At 48.9% G+C, this 26770-nt stretch carries 27 protein-coding genes; all 27 read right to left on the reverse strand.

Annotated features, from left to right (window positions below; genetic code table 11):
• Window positions 1–165 precede the first annotated feature (165 nt).
• Entirely contained in the window at window positions 166–1572 is a 1407-nt protein-coding gene (locus MKY42_RS30985; RefSeq protein ID WP_339847253.1) for an MATE family efflux transporter, read from the reverse strand.
• Window positions 1573–1925: 353 nt separating this feature from the next.
• Window positions 1926–2789 carry a carbohydrate ABC transporter permease gene (locus tag MKY42_RS30990; protein WP_090903624.1) on the reverse strand — a complete coding sequence of 288 codons (864 nt, stop codon included), beginning with the start codon at window positions 2787–2789 and terminating at the stop codon, window positions 1926–1928.
• Window positions 2790–2843: 54 nt separating this feature from the next.
• A complete protein-coding gene (locus MKY42_RS30995) occupies window positions 2844–3725 on the reverse strand; it encodes a sugar ABC transporter permease (protein WP_179262543.1) in 882 nt (293 codons plus the stop codon).
• Window positions 3726–3753: 28 nt separating this feature from the next.
• Complete coding sequence (locus MKY42_RS31000; RefSeq protein ID WP_339847256.1) at window positions 3754–5073, reverse strand: extracellular solute-binding protein; 1320 nt, start codon at window positions 5071–5073, stop codon at window positions 3754–3756.
• A 111-nt stretch (window positions 5074–5184) separates the two neighbouring features.
• Window positions 5185–5988 (reverse strand): response regulator, encoded by an 804-nt coding sequence (locus tag MKY42_RS31005; RefSeq protein ID WP_111619467.1) that lies wholly within the window; start codon window positions 5986–5988, stop codon window positions 5185–5187.
• A complete protein-coding gene (locus MKY42_RS31010) occupies window positions 5957–7738 on the reverse strand; it encodes a sensor histidine kinase (RefSeq protein WP_339853186.1) in 1782 nt (593 codons plus the stop codon). The genes MKY42_RS31005 and MKY42_RS31010 overlap by 32 nt, the downstream gene beginning before the upstream one ends.
• A gap of 292 nt (window positions 7739–8030) precedes the next feature.
• Window positions 8031–8858, reverse strand: a complete 828-nt coding sequence (locus MKY42_RS31015; RefSeq protein ID WP_076287389.1) for a carbohydrate ABC transporter permease — start codon at window positions 8856–8858, stop codon at window positions 8031–8033.
• Entirely contained in the window at window positions 8858–9724 is an 867-nt protein-coding gene (locus MKY42_RS31020) for a sugar ABC transporter permease (protein ID WP_090903199.1), read from the reverse strand. The genes MKY42_RS31015 and MKY42_RS31020 overlap by 1 nt, the downstream gene beginning before the upstream one ends.
• 25 nt (window positions 9725–9749) lie before the next feature.
• Window positions 9750–10955: an extracellular solute-binding protein gene (locus MKY42_RS31025; RefSeq protein WP_090903623.1), complete on the reverse strand. Its 1206-nt coding sequence runs from the start codon at window positions 10953–10955 to the stop codon at window positions 9750–9752.
• Between the two features lie 299 nt (window positions 10956–11254).
• Window positions 11255–11743 (reverse strand): signal peptidase II, encoded by a 489-nt coding sequence (lspA, locus tag MKY42_RS31030; RefSeq protein ID WP_076287387.1) that lies wholly within the window; start codon window positions 11741–11743, stop codon window positions 11255–11257.
• A 123-nt stretch (window positions 11744–11866) separates the two neighbouring features.
• Entirely contained in the window at window positions 11867–12844 is a 978-nt protein-coding gene (locus MKY42_RS31035; protein WP_179262539.1) for a permease prefix domain 1-containing protein, read from the reverse strand.
• A gap of 6 nt (window positions 12845–12850) precedes the next feature.
• The gene (locus MKY42_RS31040; protein WP_090903195.1) at window positions 12851–13177 is read right to left on the reverse strand and encodes a PadR family transcriptional regulator; all 327 of its coding nucleotides are present in this window, start codon (window positions 13175–13177) and stop codon (window positions 12851–12853) included.
• 161 nt (window positions 13178–13338) lie between these two features.
• Window positions 13339–14286, reverse strand: coding sequence for a nucleoside hydrolase (locus MKY42_RS31045; RefSeq protein WP_179262537.1), 948 nt, complete (start codon window positions 14284–14286; stop codon window positions 13339–13341).
• Between the two features lie 243 nt (window positions 14287–14529).
• Window positions 14530–14934, reverse strand: coding sequence for a DUF350 domain-containing protein (locus MKY42_RS31050; RefSeq protein WP_090903191.1), 405 nt, complete (start codon window positions 14932–14934; stop codon window positions 14530–14532).
• Entirely contained in the window at window positions 14916–16313 is a 1398-nt protein-coding gene (locus tag MKY42_RS31055; protein ID WP_339847270.1) for a glutathionylspermidine synthase family protein, read from the reverse strand. Before MKY42_RS31055 ends, MKY42_RS31050 begins: the two co-directional genes overlap by 19 nt.
• Before the next feature lie 6 nt (window positions 16314–16319).
• On the reverse strand, window positions 16320–16595 hold the full coding sequence (locus MKY42_RS31060; RefSeq protein ID WP_063567585.1) for a hypothetical protein: 276 nt from the start codon (window positions 16593–16595) through the stop codon (window positions 16320–16322).
• Window positions 16595–17062, reverse strand: coding sequence for a hypothetical protein (locus MKY42_RS31065; RefSeq protein WP_339847280.1), 468 nt, complete (start codon window positions 17060–17062; stop codon window positions 16595–16597). The genes MKY42_RS31060 and MKY42_RS31065 overlap by 1 nt, the downstream gene beginning before the upstream one ends.
• Window positions 17063–17596: 534 nt before the next feature.
• Window positions 17597–19588 carry an ABC-F family ATP-binding cassette domain-containing protein gene (locus tag MKY42_RS31070; RefSeq protein WP_339847282.1) on the reverse strand — a complete coding sequence of 664 codons (1992 nt, stop codon included), beginning with the start codon at window positions 19586–19588 and terminating at the stop codon, window positions 17597–17599.
• 98 nt (window positions 19589–19686) lie between these two features.
• Window positions 19687–19848 carry a hypothetical protein gene (locus MKY42_RS31075; protein WP_177185820.1) on the reverse strand — a complete coding sequence of 54 codons (162 nt, stop codon included), beginning with the start codon at window positions 19846–19848 and terminating at the stop codon, window positions 19687–19689.
• Window positions 19849–19961: 113 nt separating this feature from the next.
• Window positions 19962–20246, reverse strand: coding sequence for a hypothetical protein (locus MKY42_RS31080; RefSeq protein WP_179262531.1), 285 nt, complete (start codon window positions 20244–20246; stop codon window positions 19962–19964).
• Window positions 20247–20471: 225 nt separating this feature from the next.
• Complete coding sequence (locus MKY42_RS31085; RefSeq protein ID WP_090903179.1) at window positions 20472–21380, reverse strand: ketose-bisphosphate aldolase; 909 nt, start codon at window positions 21378–21380, stop codon at window positions 20472–20474.
• 92 nt (window positions 21381–21472) lie between these two features.
• Complete coding sequence (locus tag MKY42_RS31090) at window positions 21473–22564, reverse strand: PTS fructose transporter subunit IIC (protein WP_090903177.1); 1092 nt, start codon at window positions 22562–22564, stop codon at window positions 21473–21475.
• Window positions 22565–22579: 15 nt separating this feature from the next.
• The gene (locus MKY42_RS31095) at window positions 22580–22897 is read right to left on the reverse strand and encodes a fructose PTS transporter subunit IIB (RefSeq protein ID WP_090903173.1); all 318 of its coding nucleotides are present in this window, start codon (window positions 22895–22897) and stop codon (window positions 22580–22582) included.
• 65 nt (window positions 22898–22962) lie between these two features.
• Window positions 22963–23427 carry a fructose PTS transporter subunit IIA gene (locus tag MKY42_RS31100; RefSeq protein WP_090903171.1) on the reverse strand — a complete coding sequence of 155 codons (465 nt, stop codon included), beginning with the start codon at window positions 23425–23427 and terminating at the stop codon, window positions 22963–22965.
• Window positions 23402–25441, reverse strand: a complete 2040-nt coding sequence (locus tag MKY42_RS31105; protein ID WP_090903169.1) for a transcription antiterminator — start codon at window positions 25439–25441, stop codon at window positions 23402–23404. Before MKY42_RS31105 ends, MKY42_RS31100 begins: the two co-directional genes overlap by 26 nt.
• Before the next feature lie 185 nt (window positions 25442–25626).
• Window positions 25627–25764 (reverse strand): hypothetical protein, encoded by a 138-nt coding sequence (locus MKY42_RS31110; RefSeq protein ID WP_339847289.1) that lies wholly within the window; start codon window positions 25762–25764, stop codon window positions 25627–25629.
• Complete coding sequence (locus MKY42_RS31115) at window positions 25761–26759, reverse strand: glycosyltransferase (protein ID WP_063567582.1); 999 nt, start codon at window positions 26757–26759, stop codon at window positions 25761–25763. The genes MKY42_RS31110 and MKY42_RS31115 overlap by 4 nt, the downstream gene beginning before the upstream one ends.
• Window positions 26760–26770 lie beyond the last annotated feature (11 nt).

Genomic DNA, 26770 nt, shown 5'->3' on the forward strand with positions numbered 1-26770 from the left:
AAGGTAACAACGTAATAACACACAAATTAACGAAAAAAGAGCCAACCATAAGGAGAAATGCTCCATCCCATGATTGACTCTTCTTGAATAAGACTAACGGCTCCAAGTGCGGAGCCTTTTTATTTCTATACCCCGATCAAATCGAAATTATTTTCCAAACCATCATTATACTGCTGGCACCGGCTGAGCTCCAACTTCCTCCTCATGATCCAACAGATCATGTTTCTCCCAAGCCCGGCTCTTCCAGCGGAAATACATAATGACAGCGCGTGTCCACTCGTCTGCGGCAATCGCAAGCCAGACACCGGCGAGCCCCATATGAAGCTTGAACACCAGCAGGTAGCCCAGCGGCAGACTCATGCAGACCATGGAGATCAGTCCCATGTATACCGGGAACTTCGCATCCCCTGCGGCTCGTAGCGAACCAATAATCACAATATTGCAGGTTCGCCCGGTCTCCAGCAGAAGACTGAGCAGGATGACCTGTGCGCCCAGCCTGATAATTTCCGGATTATCCGTGAACACACTCATCAGCGGAACACGGAAGAGAATAATAATCACATCGATCACAATGGTGGCGAGCAGCGCCCACTTCACACTGTCAAATACACGTTTGTATGCATCATTCTTGCGCCGCGCACCGACCAGCCGACCAACAATAATGGATGTCCCCATTCCGATCGCCATGCTGAATAGATAGATATAGCTTGAAATGTTACCCGCATATTGCCGGGTTGCCATCGCTTCAGCCCCCAGATAGGTCACGTACAGTGTGAAGACGAGCTGGCAGGACTGATACACAACGGATTCAAGCGCAGAGGGGATACCGATTCGTAATATTTTGCCAATAAACTTCTTCGAAAGGTTGATGTAATAGCCGAACTCCACCCTTACATCCATAACCCGATAGAGCAACCAGAAGAAAATAATCAAGCAGATCAGACGGCTTCCCACCGTAGAGATCGCTGCCCCTTCCACACCAAGCTTTGGCAAGCCGAAATGGCCAAAAATAAGGGCGTAGTTACCAACGACGTGAATCACGTTCATCAGAACAGAAACATACATTGTTTCTTTGGTATAACCATGCGTCCGAATCGTCGCGGCCAGCGCGTTAATCAGCGCCTGGAGGAAGATCCCGCCTCCGACAATACTTATATAAGAACGGGCAAAATCGTATATTTCACCTTGGATATGAAGCAGTGTAAGCAGATGACCTCCGAACAGAAGGAAGCTTCCGCTCAGAATCAGTCCGACAATCAGATTAAGCGTAATCGCATTACCTGTGACCTGTGCCGCCTCACTCAATTTCTTCGAACCAATATATTGTGCCACTACAATAGCAGCGCCATGTCCAATGACTTCCAGTACAAGAATCGCAATGGAGATAATCTGGTTGGCTGCTCCGACTCCGGATACTGCATTATCGGACACCGAACTGAGCATGAACGTATCCACGCTCCCCATCAACATAAACAAGAAGAGTTCCAGGAAAATTGGCCATGTTAGCCGAATCAGATTCAGATCCTTGGCATCCGAACGCAGGGACTCTTGGGTTGAGGATATTGCTTTCATTTTCTCACCTTTCCCGTGTGGGCTTTAATTCTTAGGGTATGTTAGCACAGGTAGTTTGAAAATGCAGTAGTTTTGCGAAAAAACTTGAAAGTTTTTTGAAATTCCAATAATAGGTATTTTCAGATCTTTCATTTATATAAATTGAACTAATATTATTTACACTTGCCACTCCGATGCCAGAACAACCTTCCGATCGCTGTTATCCTAGATTTTATTCCTTTCAATTTATCTAGCGCCGGGGCGATGAGCAAAAACCCTTACACATCCCTTTAGGATCGGGATATGTAAGGGTCTAAGGTTTAACTCATTTCGATGACAAGTATTTTATACGCAGGGCTTTAAACGCTTACTGATTATCCTTTTACCGATCCGGCAGCGATGCCCTCCACAATTCGATTGCTCAAAACGAGGAAAGCGATCAGGATCGGCAGGATGCTGATCATCAGTGTCGCACCAATCGCTCCCCAATCGGTTGTATACTGTCCAATAAAATTCTGCACCCCAACGGTCAGCGTTTTGTACGCATCTGTGCTAATGAACGTATTCACGAAGATGAATTCATTCCAGTCATAAATCATGTTGATAATCGCTGTCGTGGCGATTACCGAAGCTGTCATCGGCAGGACGATACGGAAGAAAATCCGATGGACAGAACAGCCGTCCATCACCGCAGCTTCCTCCACTTCCCGCGGAAGGGCATAGTAGAAGCCAAGCAGAATCATAATGGTGATTGGCATATTAAACGCGATGTATGACAAAATGACCGACAATGGATGATCCGTAAGATGGAGCTTCAGAAACAGGCTGAACAACGGAATCAACGTAGAATGCACAGGGATCATCATACCCACCATGAACAATCCGAGCACCAGAGAACGTCCTTTCCAGCGCATGCGGGTTATCGCAAAGGTGACCAGACTCGCGAACAGGACGGTGAACACAACGGATACCACCGTGATCCAGACACTATTGAAGAAATATAAGCTGATGTTGCCTTCCGTCCACACCTTCACATAGTTCTCCCAACGCGGAGTCGCGGGAAGGGCAAACGGTGCCATATCGAATACTTCCTGATTGTTTTTTAGCGAGAACAGCAGCAGCCATATCAAGGGCAGAATCTGCAGCAGCGCCACCAAGATCAACAGGCTGTAGAGCAGGACATAGCCGAGCCTTCTCAGCACAGTGGGTCCTGTGCCTGTTCCCGGATAGGCTGGCAACCGAACCGCAGTATCGGTCTTCACAGGGATGAACCTCCTTTCATTTCACTTGACTCAAGAATACTGAATGGTGTCTTTGGATGCTGTAGCTTTCCGAAGCAGCCAGGTAACGACCAGACAGATCACGAGCAGGAAGAAACCAACGGCACTCCCATAACCAAAGTCGAATCCACGGAAAGCCTGATGATACATATAAGAAGCCATCACTTCACTGGAGCCATTCGGTCCACCGTCCGTCATCACATATATGAGGTCAAAGTACTTCAGCGAGCCAACGACAGCCAGCACGATCGTCACTTTGATCACTTCCGTGATCAGGGGCAGCTTGATGCGAAAGGCTATCTGCCAAGGGCTTGCTCCATCAATCCGCGCTGCTTCAATCAACGATTCCGGGATATTCTTGAGCGCAGCATAGTAGATCAGAATATAGAATCCGGCATACTGCCACAAGATCGGTACGAACAGGGCATACAGCACCAGGGATGGCTCCGCCAGCCAGGCTGGCGGATTGGCAACCCCGATTGCTTCCAGAAAGGTGTTTAACACACCATTGCTGGGATGGTAAATCTTTAGCCACAGCTGTGCGATTGCTACAGAGGACAGCAGCATAGGAATCAGATATATTTTCCGAAACAGGTTGGCTCCCTTAATTTTACCTGACAACACCAGGGCAATCATAAGATAACCGATCAGACTCAGTGCAGAGAACAAGGCCAGCAAAAAGGTATGATATGCACTCTGCCAGAACGTTGCGTCATGAAGCAATCTTGCATAATTTTCAAAACCGATAAAGGTCATTGCGCCGATCCCGTCCCACTGCATCAATCCGTAATATCCGGTCAGCACGATCGGGATATAGATCAGTACCAATAACAGCAGCAGTGCGGGAAGCACGTACAACGCAGCGACTAAACGGTTGGACATGACTTTATCCATACAATATCCTCCCTATGAGCGTTGTACGTTAGTTGCCTTTGTCAATCGCTTCCTGATGATTCTTCACAAATTCCTCAGGAGTGACCGCTTTTCCGAACAACGCCTGGATCATGTCCAGATGGACTTGAGCTGCGGTCGGTTTCATCTGCACGTCGGCGAATAATGTCAGGCTGCTGGCCTGATTCAATTCATTCAGCAGGTCAGTGTAAAGCTGCGGCAGTTTTACTTCGGCTGTATCCACTTTTGTTGCCGGAATTACACCCGCCTCGGTTACAGAGCTTTCGCCCCATTTTTCTACAAAATATTGAACGAATTTTTGAGCTTCATCCTTCACCTTGGAGTTCTGTGCGACGAACAAGCCTACACCCGGGCCGCCAACCCAACTGTTAATATCGCTTTTGCCGCCATCCATTGTCGGGAATTTGAAAAATCCGATTTTATCCTTGAACTCCTGCGGGACATCCGGATTGGTGGTATAGTTCGGCAGTTCCCAGGTGCCCATGAGGTACATGGCAGCTTTCTCATTCATGAATTCCGATTTGCCTTCATCATTGGACAGGCCGTTGTAGCCTTTGTTAAAGGCGTTCATATCCACCAGCTTCTGTACTTCGCCTGCCGCCTGGATCAGGGCAGGATCGTCAAACTTGCCTGTGCCGTTGATAGCCTTCTCCAATGCGTCCCCGCCCAATCGATTGGCCAGATACATATACCATAGAGATCCGGTCCATCGATCCTTGTTGCCGAGAGCGATGGGAACCACACCATTGTCTGTCAGCGTTTTCACAACATTCAGGAATTCATCATATGTGGCCGGGGGCTGCAGATTATATTTGGCAAAAATGTCTTTGTTGTAATAGATCGGAGATATGTTCAATTCAATCGGGAGCGCATAGGTTTTGCCGTCTACGGCATACGCTTCGGTTGTTCCGGCAATGAATTTTCCTTCGAGCGAACCACTCAGGAGGTCATCCAGCGGAGCAAACAGATTGCCCTTCACATAAGGCTCCAAAAAACCTGCTGCCCATGTTACGCCTACATCCGGGAGTTCATTGGATGCGGAGAGGATTTTCAATTTGTTCTTATACTGCTCATTCTCCAGCACTTCCTGTTTGATGGTCACGTTGGGATGTTCGGTCTGGTACTGTTTGATGATCTCGTTGACCAGCTTATTCTGCTGTGCAGAGCTGCCTGCTGGCCAAAGATGCATAAACTTGAGGGTCACTTTTCCGTCAGAGCCACTACCGCTCGCTTCACCCTCTCCGTCAGAACCTGAATTGCTGCATCCGGATAAAAACACGGCGAGGATAAGTGTCAATGTCAGTAGCATTGCTATTGGCTTTTTTCTCATATTCCTAACCCCCTGTAATGGTTATTCGGTTGATGTAACCGCTTTAATAAAATTGTAGCATGGGTACATCTCCCCCATAAGACCAGGATGATTTGGAAAAACTCCACTATTTTATGGTAATTCAGTCTCTTTACGAACCGTAATGGAATGACGATATTTGCTTGGGCTGAGCCCTTCGAGACTTTTGAATACCTTAATAAAATATTTATCCGTCTGGTAGCCGACCTGTTCGGCAATCTCCGAGATGGGCAGAGCCGTCTGCACAAGCATCTCCTTCGCCCGCTGAATACGCGTACGGGTTAGAAATTCGCTAAAATTAATCCCGATCTGCTCCTTGAACAGAACGCTAAAATAACTTGAGTTCAAATGCAGCATATCAGCGATTTCCCGCAGGGTAACATGCTCGCTAAGATGGGCTTCCACATAGGCAACAGCTTCACTAATCTGGGGATTAAGCCTCTGATCTCCCCGTTCCTTGGCATCCAGCAGCTTCGGGTCAACCAGCTTCTGCATCGTTTGAATACGCCGCTGTTGGTCCCTGAGTTGCAATGCTTTCTCTACCGTCTGAATCAGCTGTTCCTTCTCAATCGGTTTAAGCAGATAATCCACCACACCCAGTTTGATGGCCTGCTGGGCATATTGGAAGTCGGCATGCCCAGACATAATCAGCACGACTGGCTTGCTCGGAAACTGCTGCACGGCTTCAACGAGCGACAGACCAGAGAATTCTGGCATGCGAACGTCTGTAATTAAAAGGTCCGCCGTCTGTTCCCGGAGCCATGCCGCTGCCTCTACTCCACTTGCCGCAGTTCGAATTTCGTTGCGACCTGCTGACCAACCTTCCAGCGTCTTGCGAATGCCTTCTCGTGTACGCGGCTCATCATCAACGATTAGAATCGTTCTGCCATGAATCATATGCACCCTCCGTATCCTTCGGAATCTCAAAGCAAATAACAGTCCCTTCACCAACCTTGCTCGTAATGGTAAGTCTGCACAATTCCCCAAGCTGACTGCCAAAATAAAGCTTCAACCTGCGATGCACGTTAATCAGGCCCACGCCTGTTCCCTTGTCGGAAACAGCAGGTCCACCATTCAATGCGCGAACAACAGATTGAAGCCGAGAATCATCCATGCCAGGTCCATCATCCCGAACTTCGATATGGACCAGACCCTCCTGCGTGGAAGCATCTACATGGATGCTTACCTTTCCCGGTTCGATTTTGCTCTCAATCCCGTGAAGGATGGCATTCTCCACCAGGGGCTGTATGAGCAATTTGGGAATTCTCACGGTGCGCATCGCTTCACTCAGTCTGATCTCCCATTGCAGCCTTTCTCCCAGCCTCATCTCCATAATTCGAAGATAACGCTCCGCATGCTCCAGTTCTTCGGCAACCGTAACCCATTCATCCTGATTGGGGCTGGAGATAATGTAGCGAAATAGGCGGGACATTGCCACAACCATACGCGCCATTTCCTCATCTCCCTTGTCATCAAGTGACCAGTAGAACGCCTCCAGCGTGTTAAACAGAAAATGAGGATTAATCTGCGACTGCAGAGCTTTCAGTTCTGTTCGTGACTGCATGATTTCCTTCTCGTAGATCTCCTCGGTCAACTCGTTCAGACGATAAACCATCTGATTGTATACTTCATTGAGCCTGTGAATCTCCATCGTTGAGCTGAACATAATGTTAGGCTTCATGGCTCCCGGACGTGCACTGCGCATGGCCCTCATCAGACGGGTGATGGGACGTGTAATCATGGTCGACAAGAGAAATGACATAATGAGGAACAGCACGACGCCAAACAAACCGGAAATAAGCAGTGCCATCCGAAGAATCGATACGCCCTCCGTCGTCTCGCTCACAGGAGTAAGAACCGCGAGTGTCCATCCCGTCATTTCGGAATGCTGTCTGACGACGATATAAGGCTCATCCCGGGTCTGGACAACAGAGCTGTCACTGCTTAGGAGTGCCTCCACATCCAGACTGGCCTCCAGATTGGAAGTAACTACGCTTCCTGCCGCATCCACCAGCAGAATTGAATCCTCTACGTCGTCCTCAGCATCCAAGTCATTCAGTTGAAAAAAGCTGCGCTGCATCCGCACCACGACATAACCGCCAGGTTCAAAAGCCCGGTCCATCAGACTGATTCGCCGAATAGCCATAATGACTCCGGGATCTTCCGGGTCGGGGCCGACCCAGACCAGCCTGCCCTTTTCCGCGTCTGCCTCCGCTATCCAGTTACGTCCGAGCCTTCCATCCAAAGATCGGTCATCCATGGGAAATATTCTGCTGTAAGTTGTCGTATAGATTTCCAGACTCTGCACACCGCTCATAAAGGAGGGATAGCTGCTCACAACCTGCAAGAGCGCTTGACGTTGATTAAACGTAGCCTGTTCCCCACCCTTCTCATTGCTCAGCAAACGCTGCACATAAGAATCATCAGCCACTTGGGCCGTCAACGAGTTAACCTGTGCGATTAAGGCATCCAGTCTGCCATTGGCCTGAACAGCAGTTTGATGGATATGCTTCTCCGCATTGGTTTTCAGCAAACCGGATACCCGATCATAGGCGACGATTCCTGCAATAAATAACACCACCAGCATCACCAGTACAAAACCAACAAAGATCTGATTGCGCAACGAGTTCCATCTGCCCCAATTCACTCGCAAACTCCATTCTCCTCCCCGCATGTAAAAGAAATCGCCACCCGTTTCTCATGTTGGGTGACGATTGAGTACAAGTATGCCGGAATCCATCATCGCCAATTATTGAAGCGTTTACACTTTGGCTTATTGTTCTCCTTCATCGATCTTTGTTTATTGATTAAACTAACGACTAAAAAATAGCACAGATTCCAATCTTAATCAATCACTTAAATACAGGGCAGCACCACAAGCCAGAAGCTCATGAAAACAAAAAAAGGAACGGACTCCAAGAGTCCGCCCCTATTCTTCATTATTTCACTGAGCCTTGCGTTACACCGTTGATGATCCACTTCTGTGCAAACAGATAAATGATGATCATTGGCAGCAGCGCCAGCAGGTACGATGCAAACGCCAGGTTGAAGTCGGTATTGAATTGCCCCTGGAATACATATTGTACCAGTGGTAGTGTGTATTGTGCCGGGTCACTAATAATAATGAGTGGCAGCAGAAAGTCATTGTAAGTAGACAGACAAGTTAGGATACCAACCGTGGCACTGATCGGCGCCATCAATGGGAAAATGATTTTCCAGAACGTGCCCCAAGTTGTCGCTCCATCTACAAAGGCTGCCTCCTCCAGCGCTACCGGAATGGACCGAATATAACCTACATACACAAATACGTTAAAGGCGAGACCATACACCGTATGCAGCAGGATAAGACCCAGCAAATTGGTCATTTCCAGTGATGCAGTCAGCTTAACAATCGGCAGCATAATGATTGGAAACGGAATGAACATCGCGCTGACGAAGTAATAGTACAGCCCTTTGAAAAATTTCCGTTTCTCCATATTACGCGCAATGGCGTAAGCGACCATGGAGTTACTGAGCAAGGTCAGAATGACTGTTGACGCAGTAACAATGGCACTGTTACGGAACGACTGGAAAAAGTTTGTCATGTCAATTGCACTTGCAAAGTTCTCCCAGTGGAGCGTTGTCGGAATGGCAAATACCGATTGGGCCATTTGCTCCGGATTCTTCAATGCGATTGTAACCGTCATATATAAAGGGAACAGAATGAACAAGGTACCCAGAACAATCAACAACATAACGGGCCAGTTGGTACGTAAACGGCTTCTCATTACAGATCCGTCTCCCTTCTTTGCAGGAACCGGATTTGCAGAATCGAAATCACCGCAATAACGATGAAATAGATAACCGAGTTCGCAGATTGATATGCATATTCGCCGCCTTCAAATCCACCCGTGTAGATCAGGTGGGAGATGGACTGTGTTGCCCGTCCCGGTCCACCATTCGTCAAGGCCACGATCTGGTCAAAGACCATCAGTGAGTTTTTCATCGCCAGCACCATATTAATTGTGAAGAACGGGGCAATAAGCGGAAACGTAATGCTCCAGAATTCACGCCATTTGCCGGCGCCGTCCAGATTTGAGGCTTCATACAATGTCGTAGGGATCGTCTGCAGTCCCGCCAAATACAGAATCGTATTCAACGCGACGGATTGCCATACCGCCACAATCACGATCCCAATCCATGCCAGGCTTTCGCTGCCCAGAATGTTGGTGGATAGGGCGTTGATGCCCAAGTTTTGTCCCCAGATTGGGAATACGTTGGAGAACAGGTAGTTAAATATGTAACCCACGATCAATACACTCAGGATATTCGGCAAGAAGTAGATGCCACGGAAAAAGTTACGGAACTTGATCTTGGCATTCAGCCCGAGTGCAATGAGCAGGCTCAGAATATTCGTCAGGATCGTTACAACGATCGCAAACTTGAAGGTAAACCAGTAGGCATTGCCTACATTGTCATCTTGAAACAGATTGAAATAGTTTTTGAATCCAACAAAATCATAACCTTTACCGAATCCGTTGTAGTTCGTAAATGAATAATAAATCCCCTGGAGGGCCGGCAGCGTCATAAACACGAAGAACAATACTACCGCCGGAACCGTCATCCAGTAATAAGGCGCGATGCGCTTGTTCATACTCCATCCTCCTTCGGACAAGGCGTTATCGCCGATTCGCTACCTTGTCCCATTCTTTGTCGAGTGTATCCAGATAGTTGTCGATATTCTTGTTCTGCAAAAAGGACTGTACGATGGAATTCAGCTGCACCGCAGCCGGAATATAGTGATCGGCGAAGTCGATAACCTTGCCCTGCTCAATGTAAGGTGTCAGTTCCTGTACAGCAGGATCGTCTTGTTTTACACCTTCCACCGCAGAGAACAGCGTCTGTTCCTTAATGTACTTGCCTATATTCTCAGGCTCCAGCAGAAACGCGATGAACTGCTCGGCCTGCTCCTTGTTCGGTGTATCTGCTGCAATGGTAAACAGGGAGTCGATTCCGTTCACCAGCTTGATCTTGCTCGGATCGTTGCCTGTCGGGAATGGGAAGAAACCAATGTCCACATTCGGGTTGGCTTTGCGAATCTCGGAGATGGCCCAGGTACCTTGGATGTACATATACGCTTCGCCATTGGCAAAGGCACGGTTACCATCCGAATACGCTTTACCGAAGTTGTCGCCGTGACCGTAATTCATCAGCTCCAGCTGCTTCTCCGCAACCTCGCGGTATTTCTCCTTGAAGGTCACCTTGTTCTCGCGACGCTCCAGGTAGAAATCAATACCAACCAAGTTAGGTCCGAGTGCATTGAACGGCAGATTGGTCTGCCAGTCATCCTTGTATGTGAAGTAAAACGGAATTTTACCCGCATCCTTAATTTTTTGGGCTGTAGCAATCAGCTCGTCCCAGGTCTTGGGTACGTCCAGACCCATCTCTTTAAACAACGTTTTGTTGTACATGATGCCGTTTGCATTTGTTGCGTAAGGGACACCTGTTACTTCATCCATACCCGTGACATCCTTTAGCATCTGTATGTAGTTGGGATCAATCGTTTTCAATAGTTGGCTGTCTGTCAGATCGGCGAAAATATCACTCTGTGCAAGAATGGAATAGGTATCGGTTGCCCCCATTGCCATAATATCTGGCACATCGTTCTTCACCACACGTGTCTTCAGCACCGTCTCCGCGTCAGGTGGATTCACCTGAGTGACCTGAATATCGGAGTGTTCGGCGTTGAACATTTTGATTAACTCGTCAAAGGTTCCTTTGGCTTCGGGTTTATTCTGAAAAAATTCAACCTGCACTTTGCCGTTGGCATGATTCCCGCTGGTGCAGGAAGACAGAAGTACAGCCGTTATTCCACAAAGCAGCATTATCCCGAGTGCCTTGGTAAGCGATGTTCTCATTTTGTACCTCCCTCAGCTTATATACGTAAAGATTTACCCATTAAATTAGTGAAATAACCACGTGGTTAATCCTTCCATCGTTTTATACTTAGAGCGTTGACTATAATGTGTCCTATTATTCCTAAAACGGTTTCGATCAAATTGAATCAGGCCCACTGAGCGCGAGTCCGTTCATCGACATAACAAAAAAGGACATCGGAATATCTCCAATGTCCCTCATGTATTCAGTTACCACTACTTACATCAAAGCTGTTGTTAACTCTTTATCAACGCTCTATTTTCGGCAAAGCATTACGTAAACGCTTGGCTCGGTAACTCTGAAATGCACGGATTAACATGCCGATGACCAGCATAACCACACCAACATTAATGGCTACATCCGCCAAATTGAGAATACCACGTCCCGACGGAAATACAAGAAAATCCGTTACGCGTGCGTAGATAAACCGATCGATTGCATTACCCAAAGCACCACCGACCATGAAACCGGCACCTGCCTGCATCCAGAAACCGCGAATCTCACCTTTTCTCCGATAATACATTATGCCCGCCACGAACAGAATGGCAACCACACCGAACAAACGCGCATTCCCTTGAAACAGGCTGCCTGCCATTCCGCTGTTCTCATAATGCTGCAATTGCATTCCCGAGTCGCCAAGCCTCATCGTGTCGCCAACTTCCATATACATCCTCACCGCCATCTTGGTTCCCTGATCAACCAAGGTCACCAGCAGTGCTACAAAATAAAATAACATCGTGCCACTCCTCCTGCCGGACGCTCCAAAGTTAAACTAAAGGTCTCCGCTGTAACTTTTCCTTCACTTTAACACACCCGAAGCGTAGTCACCAAGTGGGTAGCGCACGCGCATTGCAAACCATCAGGAAGGATTTTTCCGTTTTAATATATGATAGGTATTGCTGAACATGCCGAACAACACACCTGTAATCGGAAATATGGCCCAGTTAACGTCCCATCGCTGGTATACAAAGCCCGTGAACAGAAATAACGCCGTAGCCAATGGCCATACGATTGCCCCCACTGCGCCTACCATTCTTTCCTGCTCCTTCTTATCAGCACTAAAGTGTGGCTCCTCCAGCAATTTCGTGTAAGCCCCCTGGATATTGCCGTAATAAATGAACAGGAACACGCCCACCGCTGCCATTAACATAAAGAGAGAGACACCGTAAGATGCGTAGTCATCGTTAATATATGCACCCGCGAAAATAAAAACGGGTGACAGCACGCACAGACCGACGCTTGTAATGATTGAAACGCGGTACGTCAGCGCGAAATGGGCCTGACTGCGTTGAAGTGACATCTTGAGCGCATAGGGCAACTGAAATCCCTTCTCCATATACTTAAAACGATCAAGCTTCATCCCGCTGTGAATAAACATGCCGACTGCAAAGGCAATCAGTACAAACATCCCGATGAGCCCCAGCAGGCTGCCCGTTTCCATCGACCCTGTCATGGACTTGATATTGTTGTGTTCAAAAAATGTATCAAGGAATATCAGGAAGGCCACCCCGGATGCGCAGAGAAAAACACCAAGTCCTGTCCACAGACCCACACTGCGTTTGACAGCAGCATAATCATAAGCCTCTTCCTCCGTCAGCACAGGTGCTGCTTCCTCAATCCCGGCTGGTTGAATACCAAGCTCAGCTGTTAACTCCTCGATATTGCCAAATTCCGAAATCACAATACCAATCGCCTCATTCTCCGATTTACCCGCCCGCTTCAGTTCCAAGTATTTATCTTCCATCCCCGAGAGAAGCTCCTGTTTCAAATGCTCCACCTCGGAGGTCTTCGGCAGACCAGCAAACATGTTTTCCAGATACACCATAATCGTCTCCATGCTCTGTCACCACTCCCTGATAAATAGATTCACAACCTCCTGCGTAACCTTCCATTCCTCGCATTTTTCCTTGTAATAATCGAGGCCGAGCGGCGTGATCCGGTAATACGTACGCCGCTTCCCAAGACTCTCATCCTGGTAGAATGATTCAATATACCCGTTCTTCTCCAATCGGGTGAAGGCAGAGTATAGTGTCGTCTCTTTCATCACATACTTCTCATCTGTCAGCTGCCTGATGTTTTTGGAAATCTCGTACCCATACGACTCCCCTTCCAGCAGCATATAGAGAATTAGCGTATCGTTGTAGCCGCGTATAACGTCACTGCTGATCACAAAAGGTAATCCTCCTCCGTTACTTCATCTGTCGTAGTAGATGAAGTATATCACAATTTACTACGACAGGTGAAGTAGTTAGACCTAAAATAGGCAAAAAAATCCGTACCTGGAATAGGCACGGATGATATATACGTTTATTTGAGTTGAAATCCACCGTTTTATTGAATAGCAGAGAGCACATCCAGCAGCATGGATTTGAACTTCGGACGGTCAATGGCCTCACAGACGCGTACATTCGGCTCTTTGCCAAAACGTCCGTTGATATCTACAACGCTATATCCACGTGTTAACTCTCCTGCTGCTTCTACATCCACATAATACTGACCGGATTGGGTCATGAGCGACTCATCTGCGGCAACAGCCATCAGCAACGTATCCGGGTGAGTGGTGCCATCCAGTTTATGTACCGATTTGTTAAACTGCATAACCACTTTGTTGATGGCTGTGAAGAAATCGGCACCAGATGTACCCAGTGCTGCAATTTCAGCGTGATCGTCATCATCCATAACAGAATACTGCGTACACATCTCCCAGCCAACCATGGTGATCGGAATGCCCGCGTGCAATACAATTTTGGCTGCTTCCGGATCTACATAGAAGTTATACTCCGCGGCTGGTGTGATATTACCCAGTGCATTATTCGTTCCACCCATGATGTATAGGTGGGCAATCTCCGGAATAATGGTTGGGTCCTTCTGGATTGCCATCGCAATGTTGGTCAGGGGTGCAATGGCCAGAAGCGAGATTTCGCCCGGATGTGCATGTACCTTTTCAATGATAAAATCAACCGCATGCCCTGCCTCTGGACGCTGGTCTGCCTTCGGGAAATGGGCTCCGCCCATGCCGTCATCGCCATGTACGTCTTCCACCGTGCGGTGCTGGGCCTTGCCATAGGCCATCAATGGGCGTTCGCACCCTTTGTACACAGGCACCTTGCCGCCATGTCCTGCAACCTGTACCGTGTACAGGGCATTTTCAACCTCCTGGTCAAACTGTACGTTCCCGCCTGTAATTGTAATGCCCTCCACCTGGAAATGGTGCAGTGCCGTCAGAATCGCAATCGTATCGTCTCCTGCTGTATCTGTATCGATGATGACTTTTCTCATGATGCCGCGCTCCTTCTTGGTTGGATATCATTTAGAACGAACATATAACACTACACTCAGCACTCCGCTTACAGAACAATCTTACGATCGCTGTTATCCTCAGATTTTCTATATACCTTCTCTCAAAGGTAAAAATCCGATGATAAAGGCGAACGCTCCGCTTCTCCAGATTTTTTCTGTCCTCTTCGTTAATGTGTAATTATGATATTCAATCTAAATTATCGTTTATCGCTAGGGTTTATTTTACATCAAAAACGTACCGATGACGATGGAAACGCCGATGATAATGGAACGCAGCAGCTGAGCTACCGCCATATTGCCTCGTGCGATTTCGTCACATACCCGCATCTTGGGGGTAAGGAAGTCAAATATAATATAGACCAGACACAAAATAATGATTCCCAGCGCTGACCAGAGCAGCATATCCAGCCACGAATGCGTGGAAAAGGACACCATGCCTACAATGATACACAGGCCTAGCAATTTGCTGCCCATATACATGCCTGCCGCCTCGTTGCCCTTCGCGATTTCCTCGCTATCGTTATACCGGGTCAATTGGCTAAAAGCGAAATACCCGCATACCAATACAACCAGCAAAATGCCTATACCTACCGCTACATTCAGCAGGTTCAATCCCAAATTGTCCATTCCTTCTCCTCCTCATCATCCATCCGTTCATTGACCACAGCCGCACAATAATAGGCCATATCTCCGGTTACCTTCTCCCCGATCCGGGGCAGCACACCGGCAAAACGTCCACCGATGACAAAGACCCCTGTAAGCAAATAACCGCTGTATTCGCCATCCTCTGTCTGAATCACGGCCTGTTCCATCGGTACCAGCTGCTGATATATTTTAGGCTGATTATTATAGTAGGCTGCGATTTCCTCATCTTCTCGCAGTTCGTCTGTGGTGTTCGAGTTCATCGTGACGTGCAGCTGATAAGAATTAGCAGCTTGGCCCCCATGATGATCCGATCCCTCACCCAGCAGCGAGGTGCCTCGACCTTCACGGCCCCAATAGCTTTTGGCCACATAAGGCATTGCGCTCCATTCAAATGGCCCGGCTTCAAAATAAGTCGGCAGCAGATAACGTGAAATCGTCGCTAATTCTGCATCGTTAAACAGCCGATATCCACAATACTCCGGGGTTTGTTCATTACGTTCATAGAGCGACCAGATCGCCGCCATGAAGCCCTTGCTCTGCATCAGCACATGCTGTACAGGATTCATCAGGCCCAGGCGTCCATCCTGAACCAATTCAAGCAGCGCTGCGCCGATGTCCACGCCGGTCGTTTCATCTCGATCATCGACTAGATATTCCAGGGGGTAGAGACGGTACAACAGGTTGATCTCGCGTCCATGATGGTAGAGCGCCTCCCCTGGAACAATCTCCAACTCCTCCAGTGGAGCGTAAAACGTTTCATACCCCGCCTCCTGGCACAGCTTCATCAGATACTCGGTATTGGTCCGATCCTCCACATGCTCCCCAAACGAAGTAAAGGTCACCGGGCCCAGCAAACCCTGCTGTGCGTAAGCATCCAGCCAGCGGCGAAAGCATTCCCGGATACATTCATCCATTCCTTTGGATGGAGCATGGAGCGATATTTTTTCAGCCATCCCCACCAAAACACCTTCCAATGCAGCTGCTTCAGGTATGCCGGTTGGGGTATCCGTATTATTCTCAATACACTTAGGCCCAGCTTCTCCGATAATCCAGTCCTGCCGAGTGATCCCGCCTGTCACCATCTCCATACGCGCAGTCGGAATCAGCCCGGGATTAATGCCCAACTGCTGCTCCAGAAATGAGTCGGGCATGTATTGCTGAATAAAACGCATCACCTTGCAATAGATCCCGTCTACAGCCTCAACTGCCGTACGCAATTCCTGCATCTCCTCAGGGGAATAGACCGTCAACGCAGGCACACAATATTGCTTGCCATACATCCGATGGTAAGGAACCTGCTGCCCTGCTTGGCCTCTGAATACTTCTTCATGACTGAACGGCAGCTGGTATATATGCCTCATCAGGTTCTAACCTCCCGAACTGCGGAAGAAGCTGCCAAAGCCGCTCGATTTTGAACTGGATTTGCTGTAGGAGCTGCTGTCCTTATTGCTCCGATAGGACGACCCGCCACCGTAGTAATAGTGCCCACTGCTGGAGTCATACTCACATCCGGTATCGTATTCCGGGTCACACTCATCGCTATTGCTGCTACAACCGGATAATACGGCTGGAACCGCAAGCATTAGCGAGAAGGCAACCAGCTTGGCGCGTGATCCAGGTTTGGGTTTGGGATTTTCGTCCATTACAGATCCACCTCCTTCATCAAAAACAACACTTTCTTGCGATCCGCATCCAGCACGGAATACACAAATTCATAGGTCGTACCGCCCCGGACCATGTAATGGTCCAGCAGTTGCTCGGCAAGTTCCATCGTGTACGAGGAGGATTCTGCCAAGTCCAATTCCTGAAATGCACTCCCATTCCACAGCATATATTCCGCACTGTACATAGAGGACATTTTGCACATTGCCAGTGCAGCGTCCGCAATCGCTGTACCGTATTCTGCAGGTTTTTGGTTGTGATACTCGGTCACGTAGACTGCATGCTCCCGACGATCCTCGCATTCATTGGATAAATGCGCCCAAAGCTTATTTTTCATCAGGGTCGCATCGACCAGCTTGCGCACGAACAGCTCATCGCGAGTAACCGATACCTGCTCCAGTACCCCCGTCTCCACCTGCCGGTCATCCGACCAGTTCCGATAAGTCAATGAATAATAAATAAAGATAACCTGCCTTTCTGTGAGCTCTAAGACGAGCCGTTTCAATACACACAAACGTATTAAACGCATGAGAAGGAAAAAAGTTACACTATTCCCGATGACATGTAAAAAAGAACAGGTTATCGATCTCGTTCCCAGAGTATGGGACTCAAGCGTCAACGAATCTCACAAGCCTTATATGGTGATTACATGTGAAATCCAGATTTTAGCGAACCTGAGAGATGCTATTACGGAAAAAAACGGCCTAAAACAACGATAACCTCCACTTTATGAGGGATTAACATCTCTGTGGTTCGTTAGATATTCAATGTGTGGATTTTGAAGCCAATAAGATCTCCTCGGTTCGTTAGAATGTCGGATACTTGAATCCGTTGAATCATGGGGAGTCGTCCCTGAAGCGCAAAAAAACTGTCCCAAAGCCAATACATGACTTATGAGACAGCCTCTTTGCTTGCTCAAGATGCTAGCTCCTATTGCTATTACTGTTCTGTTGCCAATGCCCTTCCAGCTGACACGTATGGCTTATAATTCGGCCCATTGGGCGAGCAGTTCATTGTATTCCGCCGACAATTGCTCTCGCTCGTTCCACATCTGTTCCAAAGCAAACGGATCATTCGCCACCGTTTCGAGCTGTTGATCCAGTTCCCGGAGCCGGGTCTCCAGGTGTGCCATGACCTGCTCCAGCTTCTCCGCAGTACGCTCGCTGTCACGGCTCTTTCCAGTGTTCCCAGCCTGGAAGAAGGATGGATTATTCAGCTTGCCTGATCCAGCCCCGGCCGCAGTCCCGTGAGAAGAACCCCCTGCTCCTGCCCCAACGGCAGTACCTCGGGGTGACGTCTCCGCTCCTGCTGTAGCCTGATTTGCCGCGGCTGCGCGGGCTTGCAGATCAAGCTTCTTCTCCCGATAGGCTTCATAATCTCCAAGATAAGCAGTCATCCGCCCATTCTCCAGTTCCCACACACGGGAAGCGAGTCGATTGACGAAGTAGCGGTCATGCGAGATGGCAAGCACCGTGCCTTCGAAATCAACCAGCGACTCTTCAAGCGCTTCCCTTGAAGCAATATCCAGATGGTTGGTCGGTTCATCCAGCAGCAGCACATTCGGCTTGCGCTGAACCAGGAGAGCCAGCCTTAGCCGTGTCCATTCCCCTCCGGATAACTGTCCTACCGAGCGGAATACATCTGCTCCATAGAATAGATATCGGGCCAAAATCCCGCGTGCTTCTCCTTCTTCCACGCCCGCTTCCAGACGGAAGTACTCCAGCACATTCAGCTTCGGATTGGAAGGCTCCTCCTGCTGGGCCAGATAACCAACATCTACACGTGCACCCCACTCCAGGTTGCCTGCACTGGGCTGTTCCTCTCCAAGCAACAGCTTGAACAACGTTGTTTTGCCTGAACCATTGCGTCCAATAAGGGCAATTTTGTCGCCATATTCGAGTAATCCCGAGACACCGCGCAGAATCTGGCGTTCTCCATAAGCCTTTTCGACCTGTTCCATAACGGCCACCCGTTTTCCCGTACGGTCTGTAGGATGTACATCGAAGTCGGCGTTACGCCGCTCCAATACCGGGCGTTTCACCTGTTCCATCCGTTCGATTGCTTTACGCATCGAAGCCGCGCGCCGGAAGAACTTTTCATTCCCCCCGACTCGGCCCCATTCTTCCAGTTGGCGGATCGTTTCTTTCATTTTTTTGATCACCTTCTGCTGCTCCTTGTACGCCTCAAATTGCTGCAGCAGTCGTTGTTCCTTCACTTTCATATATTCCGTATAACCACCAGCTGACGTCTGCGCTTCTCCATCTTCCAGTTCCAACGTCCGGGATGCTACACGGTCCAAAAAGTAGCGATCATGTGAGATCAGGATAATCGTACCTGTGTACTCGCGCAAAAATCCTTCCAGCCATTCCACCCGCTCCAGATCAAGGTGGTTGGTCGGCTCATCCAGCAATAACAGATCAGGCCTTACAATTAGCTGTGAAGCCAGCACAACCCGGGTCTGTTCACCACCAGACAACGAACCAAAACGCCATCCGTAATGCTCCTTGGCAATATCCAGACCGTCCGCCACCTGATCAATCCGGGCATCCATTTCATATCCACCCTCGCGCTCGAACTGGTCCTGCAATGCCGCGTACCGCTTCAACAGTCGCTCCAATCGGTTCGGATCGGCTGCACAGTCTGGATCGGACATCTGCTGCTCCATATCCTTCATTTGACTCCGGCACGCCATAAGCTCTCTGAATCCAAGACTCAGCACATCAAGCACCGTGTAATCATCCATTCCCTCCGGCACCTGAGCCACGTAACCGATTCGTGTGTCCTTCTTGATCATCAATTGTCCTTCATCTGGCTGGTTCAATCGTGCCATCAGACGCATCAATGTCGTTTTGCCGCTTCCGTTGCGGCCGATCAAGGCGACCTTGTCGCCTTCCATAATTTCAAATGTAATGCCGTCCAGCACCAGATGTGCTCCGTGGTATTGAGTCAGTTGTTGTGCGCTAATTATCATCATAATAAGGTTCCTCCTATGGATTGGAAGATCCTGACCGCAACACAAAAAGAGCCGCAGGAGGTTAGCTCCGCGGCCCTTCAGAATTCAAGCAATATCGCTTATCGTCCGAATGAGGTCAAGGCAGGCATCTTCTCGCAAATGTTAACTTCCGTATATTCAAAATTGGACAGACTTCTCCCGTTGGTCAGAAAAGTATGAACAATGCCAGCCATAGCAATCGGCAGCTGGCTAATACGGTTGTTAAACATCTCGTGATTCACCTGTCTTCACCTCCCTTGTCATAATTAATGTCAATATATCACAGACGAATGTATTCCTGCAACCATCCCGTCCGCCCAATTCACTCTAACTGTACCGCAGCTTAACCCTGCGATTAATTCCTTCTCCGACGCCGAAACACCACATCCATGATCGCCACCGTAATGAGTGTCAACATCCCCGCTGTACCCAGCGATACGCCAAGCAAGGCATAACCAATGCCGTTCCACCCGCCAATATCGATGCTAATCATGATCACAACGGCTCCGCCGAGCAAGGCCACACATGGCAGTATATATTGGACCCCGGTCATTCGACGTCCCTGCAATCGATAGATCACCCACTCGATCAACAGCAGTCCAACCCAAACAAGGAGTATCCATAGAACTAGTCCTGTCATTGAAACGCCCCCTTCTCTTAAGCTCAGCTCGTTTCTCACGATTCCAAACTGAAGCTGATATCCGTTGACTTGAGATATGAATATGACAGGATTGTATCACATCATAAAGCCCTTCATTCCACAAACATTTGAGTTCGTGAATGAGGGCTTCCTGATTTTTATGTGATGATGAGATTGGCCAATTACTCAGGGTTCCTTGCGCCTGGTCACCAGCAAGCGCAAGCCTCAGTAAAGGCTGACACTTTCAGCCTGGCGCTGTTCATAACGCAATCCTTTGTACAAATCGGCTTTGCCGACCGAATGGAACAGCTCCATTTTATAGCGAATGACGTTTCGGGCCTCAGTAATGCATTCCGGGTAAATCGCGTTAGGGTCCCATAACTCGGTTGTGCTTAAAATCTCGCGAGCTTTTTTGAAATATGCGTGCTTCATATCGCTGGATATATTGATTTTGCAAATGCCCAGCTGAACGGAGTCCGATACCTCCTGATCCGGGTTGGCAGAGCCACCGTGAAGAACGAGAGGAATATCGACCAATTGGCTGATTTCTTTCAGAATATCCATTTGCAGCTCCGGTTTGATGTGCTTTGGATATATGCCATGGGCTGTACCGATAGCCACCGCGAGAGTATCGATTCCCGTACGGGCTACAAAATCCTGCGCCTGCGCCGGGTCTGTGTAAGTGACCACCGATACGCCGCCTTCAATCGAGTTGCCGGTCTGACCGATCGTGCCCAATTCCCCTTCAACCGATACGGAAGCAGCGTGCGCAATCTCCACCGCCTTTTTGGTCAACGCCACATTTTCTTCATAAGGGAGCAGAGAGCCGTCAATCATGACAGACGTAAATCCACACTTGATCGCCCGGATGATATCAGCAATGGAGCCGCCATGATCGAGATGGATCACCAGCGGAACATGGCTGGCGAGTGCACGCTGTCTGGCATACGCCAGAAATTCATCCGTCAGAAATTCAAGCTCCGTGGGGTGAATGGCGATAATTGCCGGGGAATTGGAATGCTCCGCCTCCTCAATGACCGCCCTTAAAAAGGTGCTGTCCGCTACGTTAAACGCGCCTACTGCAAATTTGTGTTCTTTGGCTGCTTTAAGCAATTCCTTCATCGTAATCAACATAAGCTCACATCTCCCTTGGATGGTATTCAAATTAATATTCGTCATGAAACATGACCAGCGTGTGCTCGCGCCCGGCCCATCTTTAACAAACCTTACTCTACCTTGAACACAATGTCGTCGAAGCTTACGCTTTCGTCTTCGGTATCGTCGAATTCTTCATCCATCGCTGTAACCGGCTTCTTTAACAGCGATAAGGTTACGCCACAGATGCTGGTTCCAATGAGCAGCGACAACATAAACAGCCACGGATGCGTGAAAAGAGGGACAACAAACAGCCCGCCATGCGGTACCGGAGCTTCAACACCCCAGATCATAATCAGACCGCCCGCTATCGCTGAGCCGATGACACAGGAAGTCACCACCCGAATCAGATCTCTTGCGGCAATCGGAATGACGCCCTCCGTCACCATACAGATGCCCATGGGAAATGCTGCCTTTAATGATTCCTTTTCTGCCGCCGTATATTTGTTTCTCGTCAGGAAATACGACAGGGTAATGCCCAGTGGTGGAATGATTGAGCCGACAAACTTGACCGCCTCCGGCCCGTAGATGCCCTGGACCAACATGCCATCCGCAAACAGCGACATCGTTTTATTGACAGGTCCTCCAAAATCAAAGGTCGCCATCAGGCCAAGAATGGCCCCCAATACAAATTTGGAACCGCCCTGCATCGATTCAAGCACATGGGTAAGGCTGTCCTGCAGCCAGACAATCGGCTGACCGATGACGAGGAAGATACCCAAACCGGATATGAGTGTAGCCAGAAACGGAATCACAAGCACAGGCATTAATCCCTGCATGGACTTGGGCAGCTTCACATATTTTCGGATGGCAACCACGACGTAACCCACCAGAAAACCTCCCAGCATGCCACCAATAAACCCCGCCTGAATCTGACTGCATATAAAACCAACAATCAATCCCGGAGCAATGCCTGGGCGGTCAGAGATCGAATACGCAATCGCTGCGCAGATTAAAGGTACAACCAGCCCCATGCCCCAACCGCCGATCTGGTTGATCATATACGGAATCGTTCCTTCCGCCTTGCCCACATCCGCCCCGCCCAACACCTGACCCAGCGCAATACACAGACCTGATGCAACGATCAGAGGAATCATATAGGAAATGCCTGTTAACAGATGGCCCTTGATGACTGAACCCGCGTGATTGGATTTTGCGCTCATCGTCCTGCCTCCCTTTTATGAGGATATGCCTAAAGTCTGCTCCACCTTTTCAATAAATTTAATCGGGGCTTTAATGACCGTTTCCGTTTTCACTCGAATGATTCGTTTGCCTTTGAACCGTTCTTCTCCACCAATCTTGATATCTGCGGCCACTATAATCACATCAGCATCTCGAATTTCTTCCCGGCTAAGCTCGTTTTCTGTGCCAATGGTGCCCTGGGTCTCCACTTTAATCTCATGTCCGCGGGCCTTTGCACCTTTGATCAATTTTTCCTTGGCAATATAGGTGTGGGCAATACCTGCAGTGCATGCGGCTACAGCTACAATGTTCATCCGTATCCCTCCAAATGATGATGTCGTGCATTTCTTTTTAATCAACGTCAAAATTACGCTCTGTTCTACGACACACTCTCTCTGCGCGCAAACAGATCCATAATCATGGCCGGATCAGGCTCGTGCAGCAAACGCTCCAACACCTCCTCATCGGCAAGCATCTCTGCAACCTGGACCAGCAGTTTCATGTGGGTTGTATTTCGGTCCACCAGCCGTACGGCAAACATAATAATGACATGCACCGGTTTGCCATCCAGCGTTTCCCATTCAAGCGCATGCGCTGTCCGCCCGATGGCGAGCGAGGTTTTGAGTACAGCGGCTGATTTGCCGTGAGGAATAGCGACATGATTCTCCAGACCCGTCTGGCCTTCTTCCTCTCTTAAATACACGTCCTTGATAAAAGCCTCCTTGGAGGACAGGGCGCCGTCCTTCTCCAGCAAATCTGCCAGCTCCTCAATGGCTTCATCCTTGGTTCGCGCCTGGAGATCCAGCTTGATCAACCGTTCATTGATAATTTTGGTGATATCCATACGTCTCCTCCTTCTGGGTATGCCCGGACTTGCCGGACTGACGGGATTGTAATATCTCTGCAAGCTCCAGAGGTGTGTTCACCCTCATAATCTGGTCATATATCCACTTGCACTTGAACAAGCTGTTTATCTCCATCAACAATTCAATGAATGGTCCGTCGTTAGAGAAAGCGATTACAATTTCAAGTTTGCCTTTTCCCGCTTCGCCCTTCGTTACATTAAAACCGACGACCGGATTGGCGGTCAGCTCACTGCGCAGCAGGAAAATGGACAAATGCTTGTTCAGCCTGGCCTCGGCAAACATTCGGTTATGCAGGTTACCGTCCGCACCTGCGGCTGCGAGTACGGATGCAAACAGCTTCCTACGGGATGTTATCTCTTCTGCCGCCTGCTCTTTTGTATTTGTTTCCATATGGAAACAAGAGGGCTGGAAGTACGCTTCGAGCAGTGAAAACGACGGCATCTTGTTGGGATCGGGAATGACCCTTTCCTCATCAAGCTTGGCCTTGATCAGACTGACATCGGTGTCATTCAGGAGTGCTGACACATACACAATCGGCAGATTCTGATGCTCCAGTTTCACGGTCGATATGATCAGATCGATATCTGCCCAATCCTCCATTTGCTTGAACCAGCTTGCTGAAATGACGTCCACGACCTCCCATTCAGGGAATGAACGATTGATCCGGCTTTTCAGCAAATGGGAGGTGCCTATTCCCGTAGAGCAGACCAGAACGACTTTTTTCTTTTTACTGTTTTTCTCAATGGACGCCTGAAAATAAAGGACCAGGTAACTGATCTCATCATCACTGAACGAGTTTAAACCGGAGGCCTCAGCAATGGGCAGCATTCCCAGGCTAACCAAGGTAAAAATCTCGGCATACTCCCTGCGAATATCCTCCAGCAGAGGATTATGAATGGCGATGTTGTATTTGAGACGGTTCAGCATCGGTTTGAAATGAATGATCAGTCCCTTATACAACTGCTCGTCTGTTGTGAGGTCACGATGAATCATTACGGACACAGTCTGAATCAATTCCCGGACCATCGCTTGGGACTGTGCACACGCCTTGTCCATCAGACCCGACAGCTCCAGGTTCAGGGAAGGCAAGCTCATGCCTGAAGAGATCAGATACTGATAGATAAAATAAATTTCTTCTCCCGGCAGCTCCAGCTCGCATTGCTCACTGATCCTTGCGGCCATATTTTTGGCAATGGCATACACACTGGGATCGGTTACCGGATGCTCAGAAACACCGTCGGCCAGGCGAAGGGCTTTGCCATTCTTCAATCTGCGGATGCAAATCAGCAGGTGAGTCAGCAGGTTGATGTAATATGGATCACCGATGGTGTACCCTAATTGCTGCTCGGTTTCTTCCAGAATGCAATGTATACCTTCTACCGGATCGGAGCCAAAATGCCTGACCAGCTCTCCTAGCGTATTGCCATCGATCCGGGCTTCATGCTCCTCTTCCTGCTTCTGGTCCTCATTGACAAGCTCGTGAATCAGAGAGGCCATCGCTTTGCGGATATCGATCTCTGATCCGATAAGACGGGTCCCAAGCTGACTTTTCTCCAGCCGCAGTTGAAAAGGTGCAATTCGTTTTTCAATCGCCTTGAGATCATTCACAATCGATGCCTTACCAATAAAATATTGATCCGACAGCTTGTTGATGGAGGTTTCCTCAGGTGAATCGTATAGCAGATTCGTCAATATTTTGATTCTCCTGGCCTCGACTGAAAGGCTGGGCACCATCTTTTTTCCAGACATCAACTGCGTGCTTCTCAGCTCCATCGTCTGCTCCTGCGTTAATGCAAGTGCAATCCCCGTTCCCGGCTTTCGTTCAAGGTGAATCCCGCGACGATTCAAGCTGTGCTCCAACGCATTCAGTTCCCTGTAAATCGTTTTTTCAGACCAGTTCATCTGACTGGCCATTTCTTTGACCGGAACGAAATCCCGACGCTCCAACAGAAAATGCAGAATCTGATATTCTCTCGCAGATAGCGCTTTCATTAGGAAATCACTCCTTCCTTACGCCCAAAGCATAACACCCGGCCTTTTTTTGATAAATACTAAAATATGTCCATTTCATTCGGGTCAAATTAATACAGCTCCTGTTCAGCGCTATCGGAACACCTATTGATTTCGGCACAACAAAAAGGCTCCTGATCGGGTGCCCTGCCCAATTAGAAGCCTTTTTAGATGTCTTTTTGTCTCCGTTTTCTATTCACCACTGGCTGCTCATCCTGCACCTGTCCTTCTGGCCCTGTTGCCTCGTTGCTATTGTTGCTCCAATAGAACCCGACGTCGCTAGAGCCTGCATCTGCAAGTTTCACTTCAACCAGTTGGCAAAGAACTCCCGATATCCTTCTTTCATGATCGTGCGCGAAAAAGCACCAAAGGCATACTCCCGGTTGTCTTCCGACACACTGCGCGGCGCAGCAGCAGCCATGTTCACCAGTTCAAACCAGTTATCCTCGTTGCCTGCAAAGGCATGCGTTGATCGAATGTGACCATAGCAGGCATGCTCCGGTTTCACCACCATTTTGCCCATCGCCATCGCTTCGGTCAGCGGCATTGCAAACGTATCAAAGGCAGAACAGCTCCAATACACCTTGGACGAGTTCATCAGGGTAAATACTTCATCCTGTGTCAGCGCGAATTGCAATTTTACATTGTCCGGAATGTTGTATTTCTTCATGCTTTCCTCATAGCGGCGACCGCCGAATACCATATATACTTCCTTGTCCGGGTTCTGCCGGGCGTATTCCAGCACCAGATCCGGGCGACGATTCGCTTCATCCCGACCGATCCAGAGCACGCGATTATGCACAACCTGACTCGGGTCGTAGTGGCGGTTTGCGAGCTCTTCGCTGAAGCCAATCGGGATGACGTTCACGTCATGTACACCAAAATTGCGGCCCAGTTCCGTTTTCAAAAACTCTGTCTGCACAATTGCTTTATCCACCATCGTATAAAATGGCTTCATCATCTCGTACCCCGTCAGCGCCGGGTCGGGAAAGCTGTGCGGGAACAACACACTCTTCGGTAAAAACATCTTCAGGAACGTAAACCCGGATACGGTGTAGATGACATGCTCTATATTTTGGCTATATATCTGGTCCAGTACAATATCATAGTTCACCAGGTCGCCCTTCTCATGCTCATAACCCGGCAACCAGTCATACCCGCTGACATGGCGCTCAGGCGAGATGAACACAATCTCCACGCCCAGCTCCAGCCCGATCTGCTTCAGACGATCTGCAAATACGCGCGGGCCCTGGGCCTCCGTGAATTGAATTTTACGCATTACGAGTCCTACTTTACGCATGTTCTGCACCC

This window comes from Paenibacillus sp. FSL W7-1088, from assembly GCF_037969855.1.
Lineage (GTDB): Bacteria > Bacillota > Bacilli > Paenibacillales > Paenibacillaceae > Paenibacillus.

Bases quoted from the DNA above. Each gene is read 5' to 3' on its own strand.
- MKY42_RS31060 (WP_063567585.1), bottom strand. From the start codon at position 16,595: ATGGACGAAAATCCCAAACCCAAACCTGGATCACGCGCCAAGCTGGTT.
- MKY42_RS31015 (WP_076287389.1), bottom strand. From the start codon at position 8,858: ATGAGAAGCCGTTTACGTACCAACTGGCCCGTTATGTTGTTGATTGTT.
- MKY42_RS31105 (WP_090903169.1), bottom strand. From the start codon at position 25,441: ATGAAAGCGCTATCTGCGAGAGAATATCAGATTCTGCATTTTCTGTTG.
- MKY42_RS31050 (WP_090903191.1), bottom strand. From the start codon at position 14,934: ATGGACAATTTGGGATTGAACCTGCTGAATGTAGCGGTAGGTATAGGC.
- MKY42_RS30985 (WP_339847253.1), bottom strand. From the start codon at position 1,572: ATGAAAGCAATATCCTCAACCCAAGAGTCCCTGCGTTCGGATGCCAAG.
- MKY42_RS30995 (WP_179262543.1), bottom strand. From the start codon at position 3,725: ATGGATAAAGTCATGTCCAACCGTTTAGTCGCTGCGTTGTACGTGCTT.
- MKY42_RS31000 (WP_339847256.1), bottom strand. From the start codon at position 5,073: ATGAGAAAAAAGCCAATAGCAATGCTACTGACATTGACACTTATCCTC.
- MKY42_RS31020 (WP_090903199.1), bottom strand. From the start codon at position 9,724: ATGAACAAGCGCATCGCGCCTTATTACTGGATGACGGTTCCGGCGGTA.
- lspA (WP_076287387.1), bottom strand. From the start codon at position 11,743: ATGTTATTTTATTTTGTAGCACTGCTGGTGACCTTGGTTGATCAGGGA.
- MKY42_RS31025 (WP_090903623.1), bottom strand. From the start codon at position 10,955: ATGCTGCTTTGTGGAATAACGGCTGTACTTCTGTCTTCCTGCACCAGC.
- MKY42_RS31080 (WP_179262531.1), bottom strand. From the start codon at position 20,246: ATGACAGGACTAGTTCTATGGATACTCCTTGTTTGGGTTGGACTGCTG.
- MKY42_RS31005 (WP_111619467.1), bottom strand. From the start codon at position 5,988: ATGATTCATGGCAGAACGATTCTAATCGTTGATGATGAGCCGCGTACA.
- MKY42_RS31035 (WP_179262539.1), bottom strand. From the start codon at position 12,844: ATGGAGACGATTATGGTGTATCTGGAAAACATGTTTGCTGGTCTGCCG.
- MKY42_RS31085 (WP_090903179.1), bottom strand. From the start codon at position 21,380: ATGTTGATTACGATGAAGGAATTGCTTAAAGCAGCCAAAGAACACAAA.
- MKY42_RS31070 (WP_339847282.1), bottom strand. From the start codon at position 19,588: ATGATGATAATTAGCGCACAACAACTGACTCAATACCACGGAGCACAT.
- MKY42_RS31045 (WP_179262537.1), bottom strand. From the start codon at position 14,286: ATGAGAAAAGTCATCATCGATACAGATACAGCAGGAGACGATACGATT.
- MKY42_RS31095 (WP_090903173.1), bottom strand. From the start codon at position 22,897: ATGAACATTGTAGCTGTAGCCGCATGCACTGCAGGTATTGCCCACACC.
- MKY42_RS31055 (WP_339847270.1), bottom strand. From the start codon at position 16,313: ATGAGGCATATATACCAGCTGCCGTTCAGTCATGAAGAAGTATTCAGA.
- MKY42_RS31100 (WP_090903171.1), bottom strand. From the start codon at position 23,427: ATGGATATCACCAAAATTATCAATGAACGGTTGATCAAGCTGGATCTC.
- MKY42_RS31115 (WP_063567582.1), bottom strand. From the start codon at position 26,759: ATGCGTAAAGTAGGACTCGTAATGCGTAAAATTCAATTCACGGAGGCC.
- MKY42_RS31090 (WP_090903177.1), bottom strand. From the start codon at position 22,564: ATGAGCGCAAAATCCAATCACGCGGGTTCAGTCATCAAGGGCCATCTG.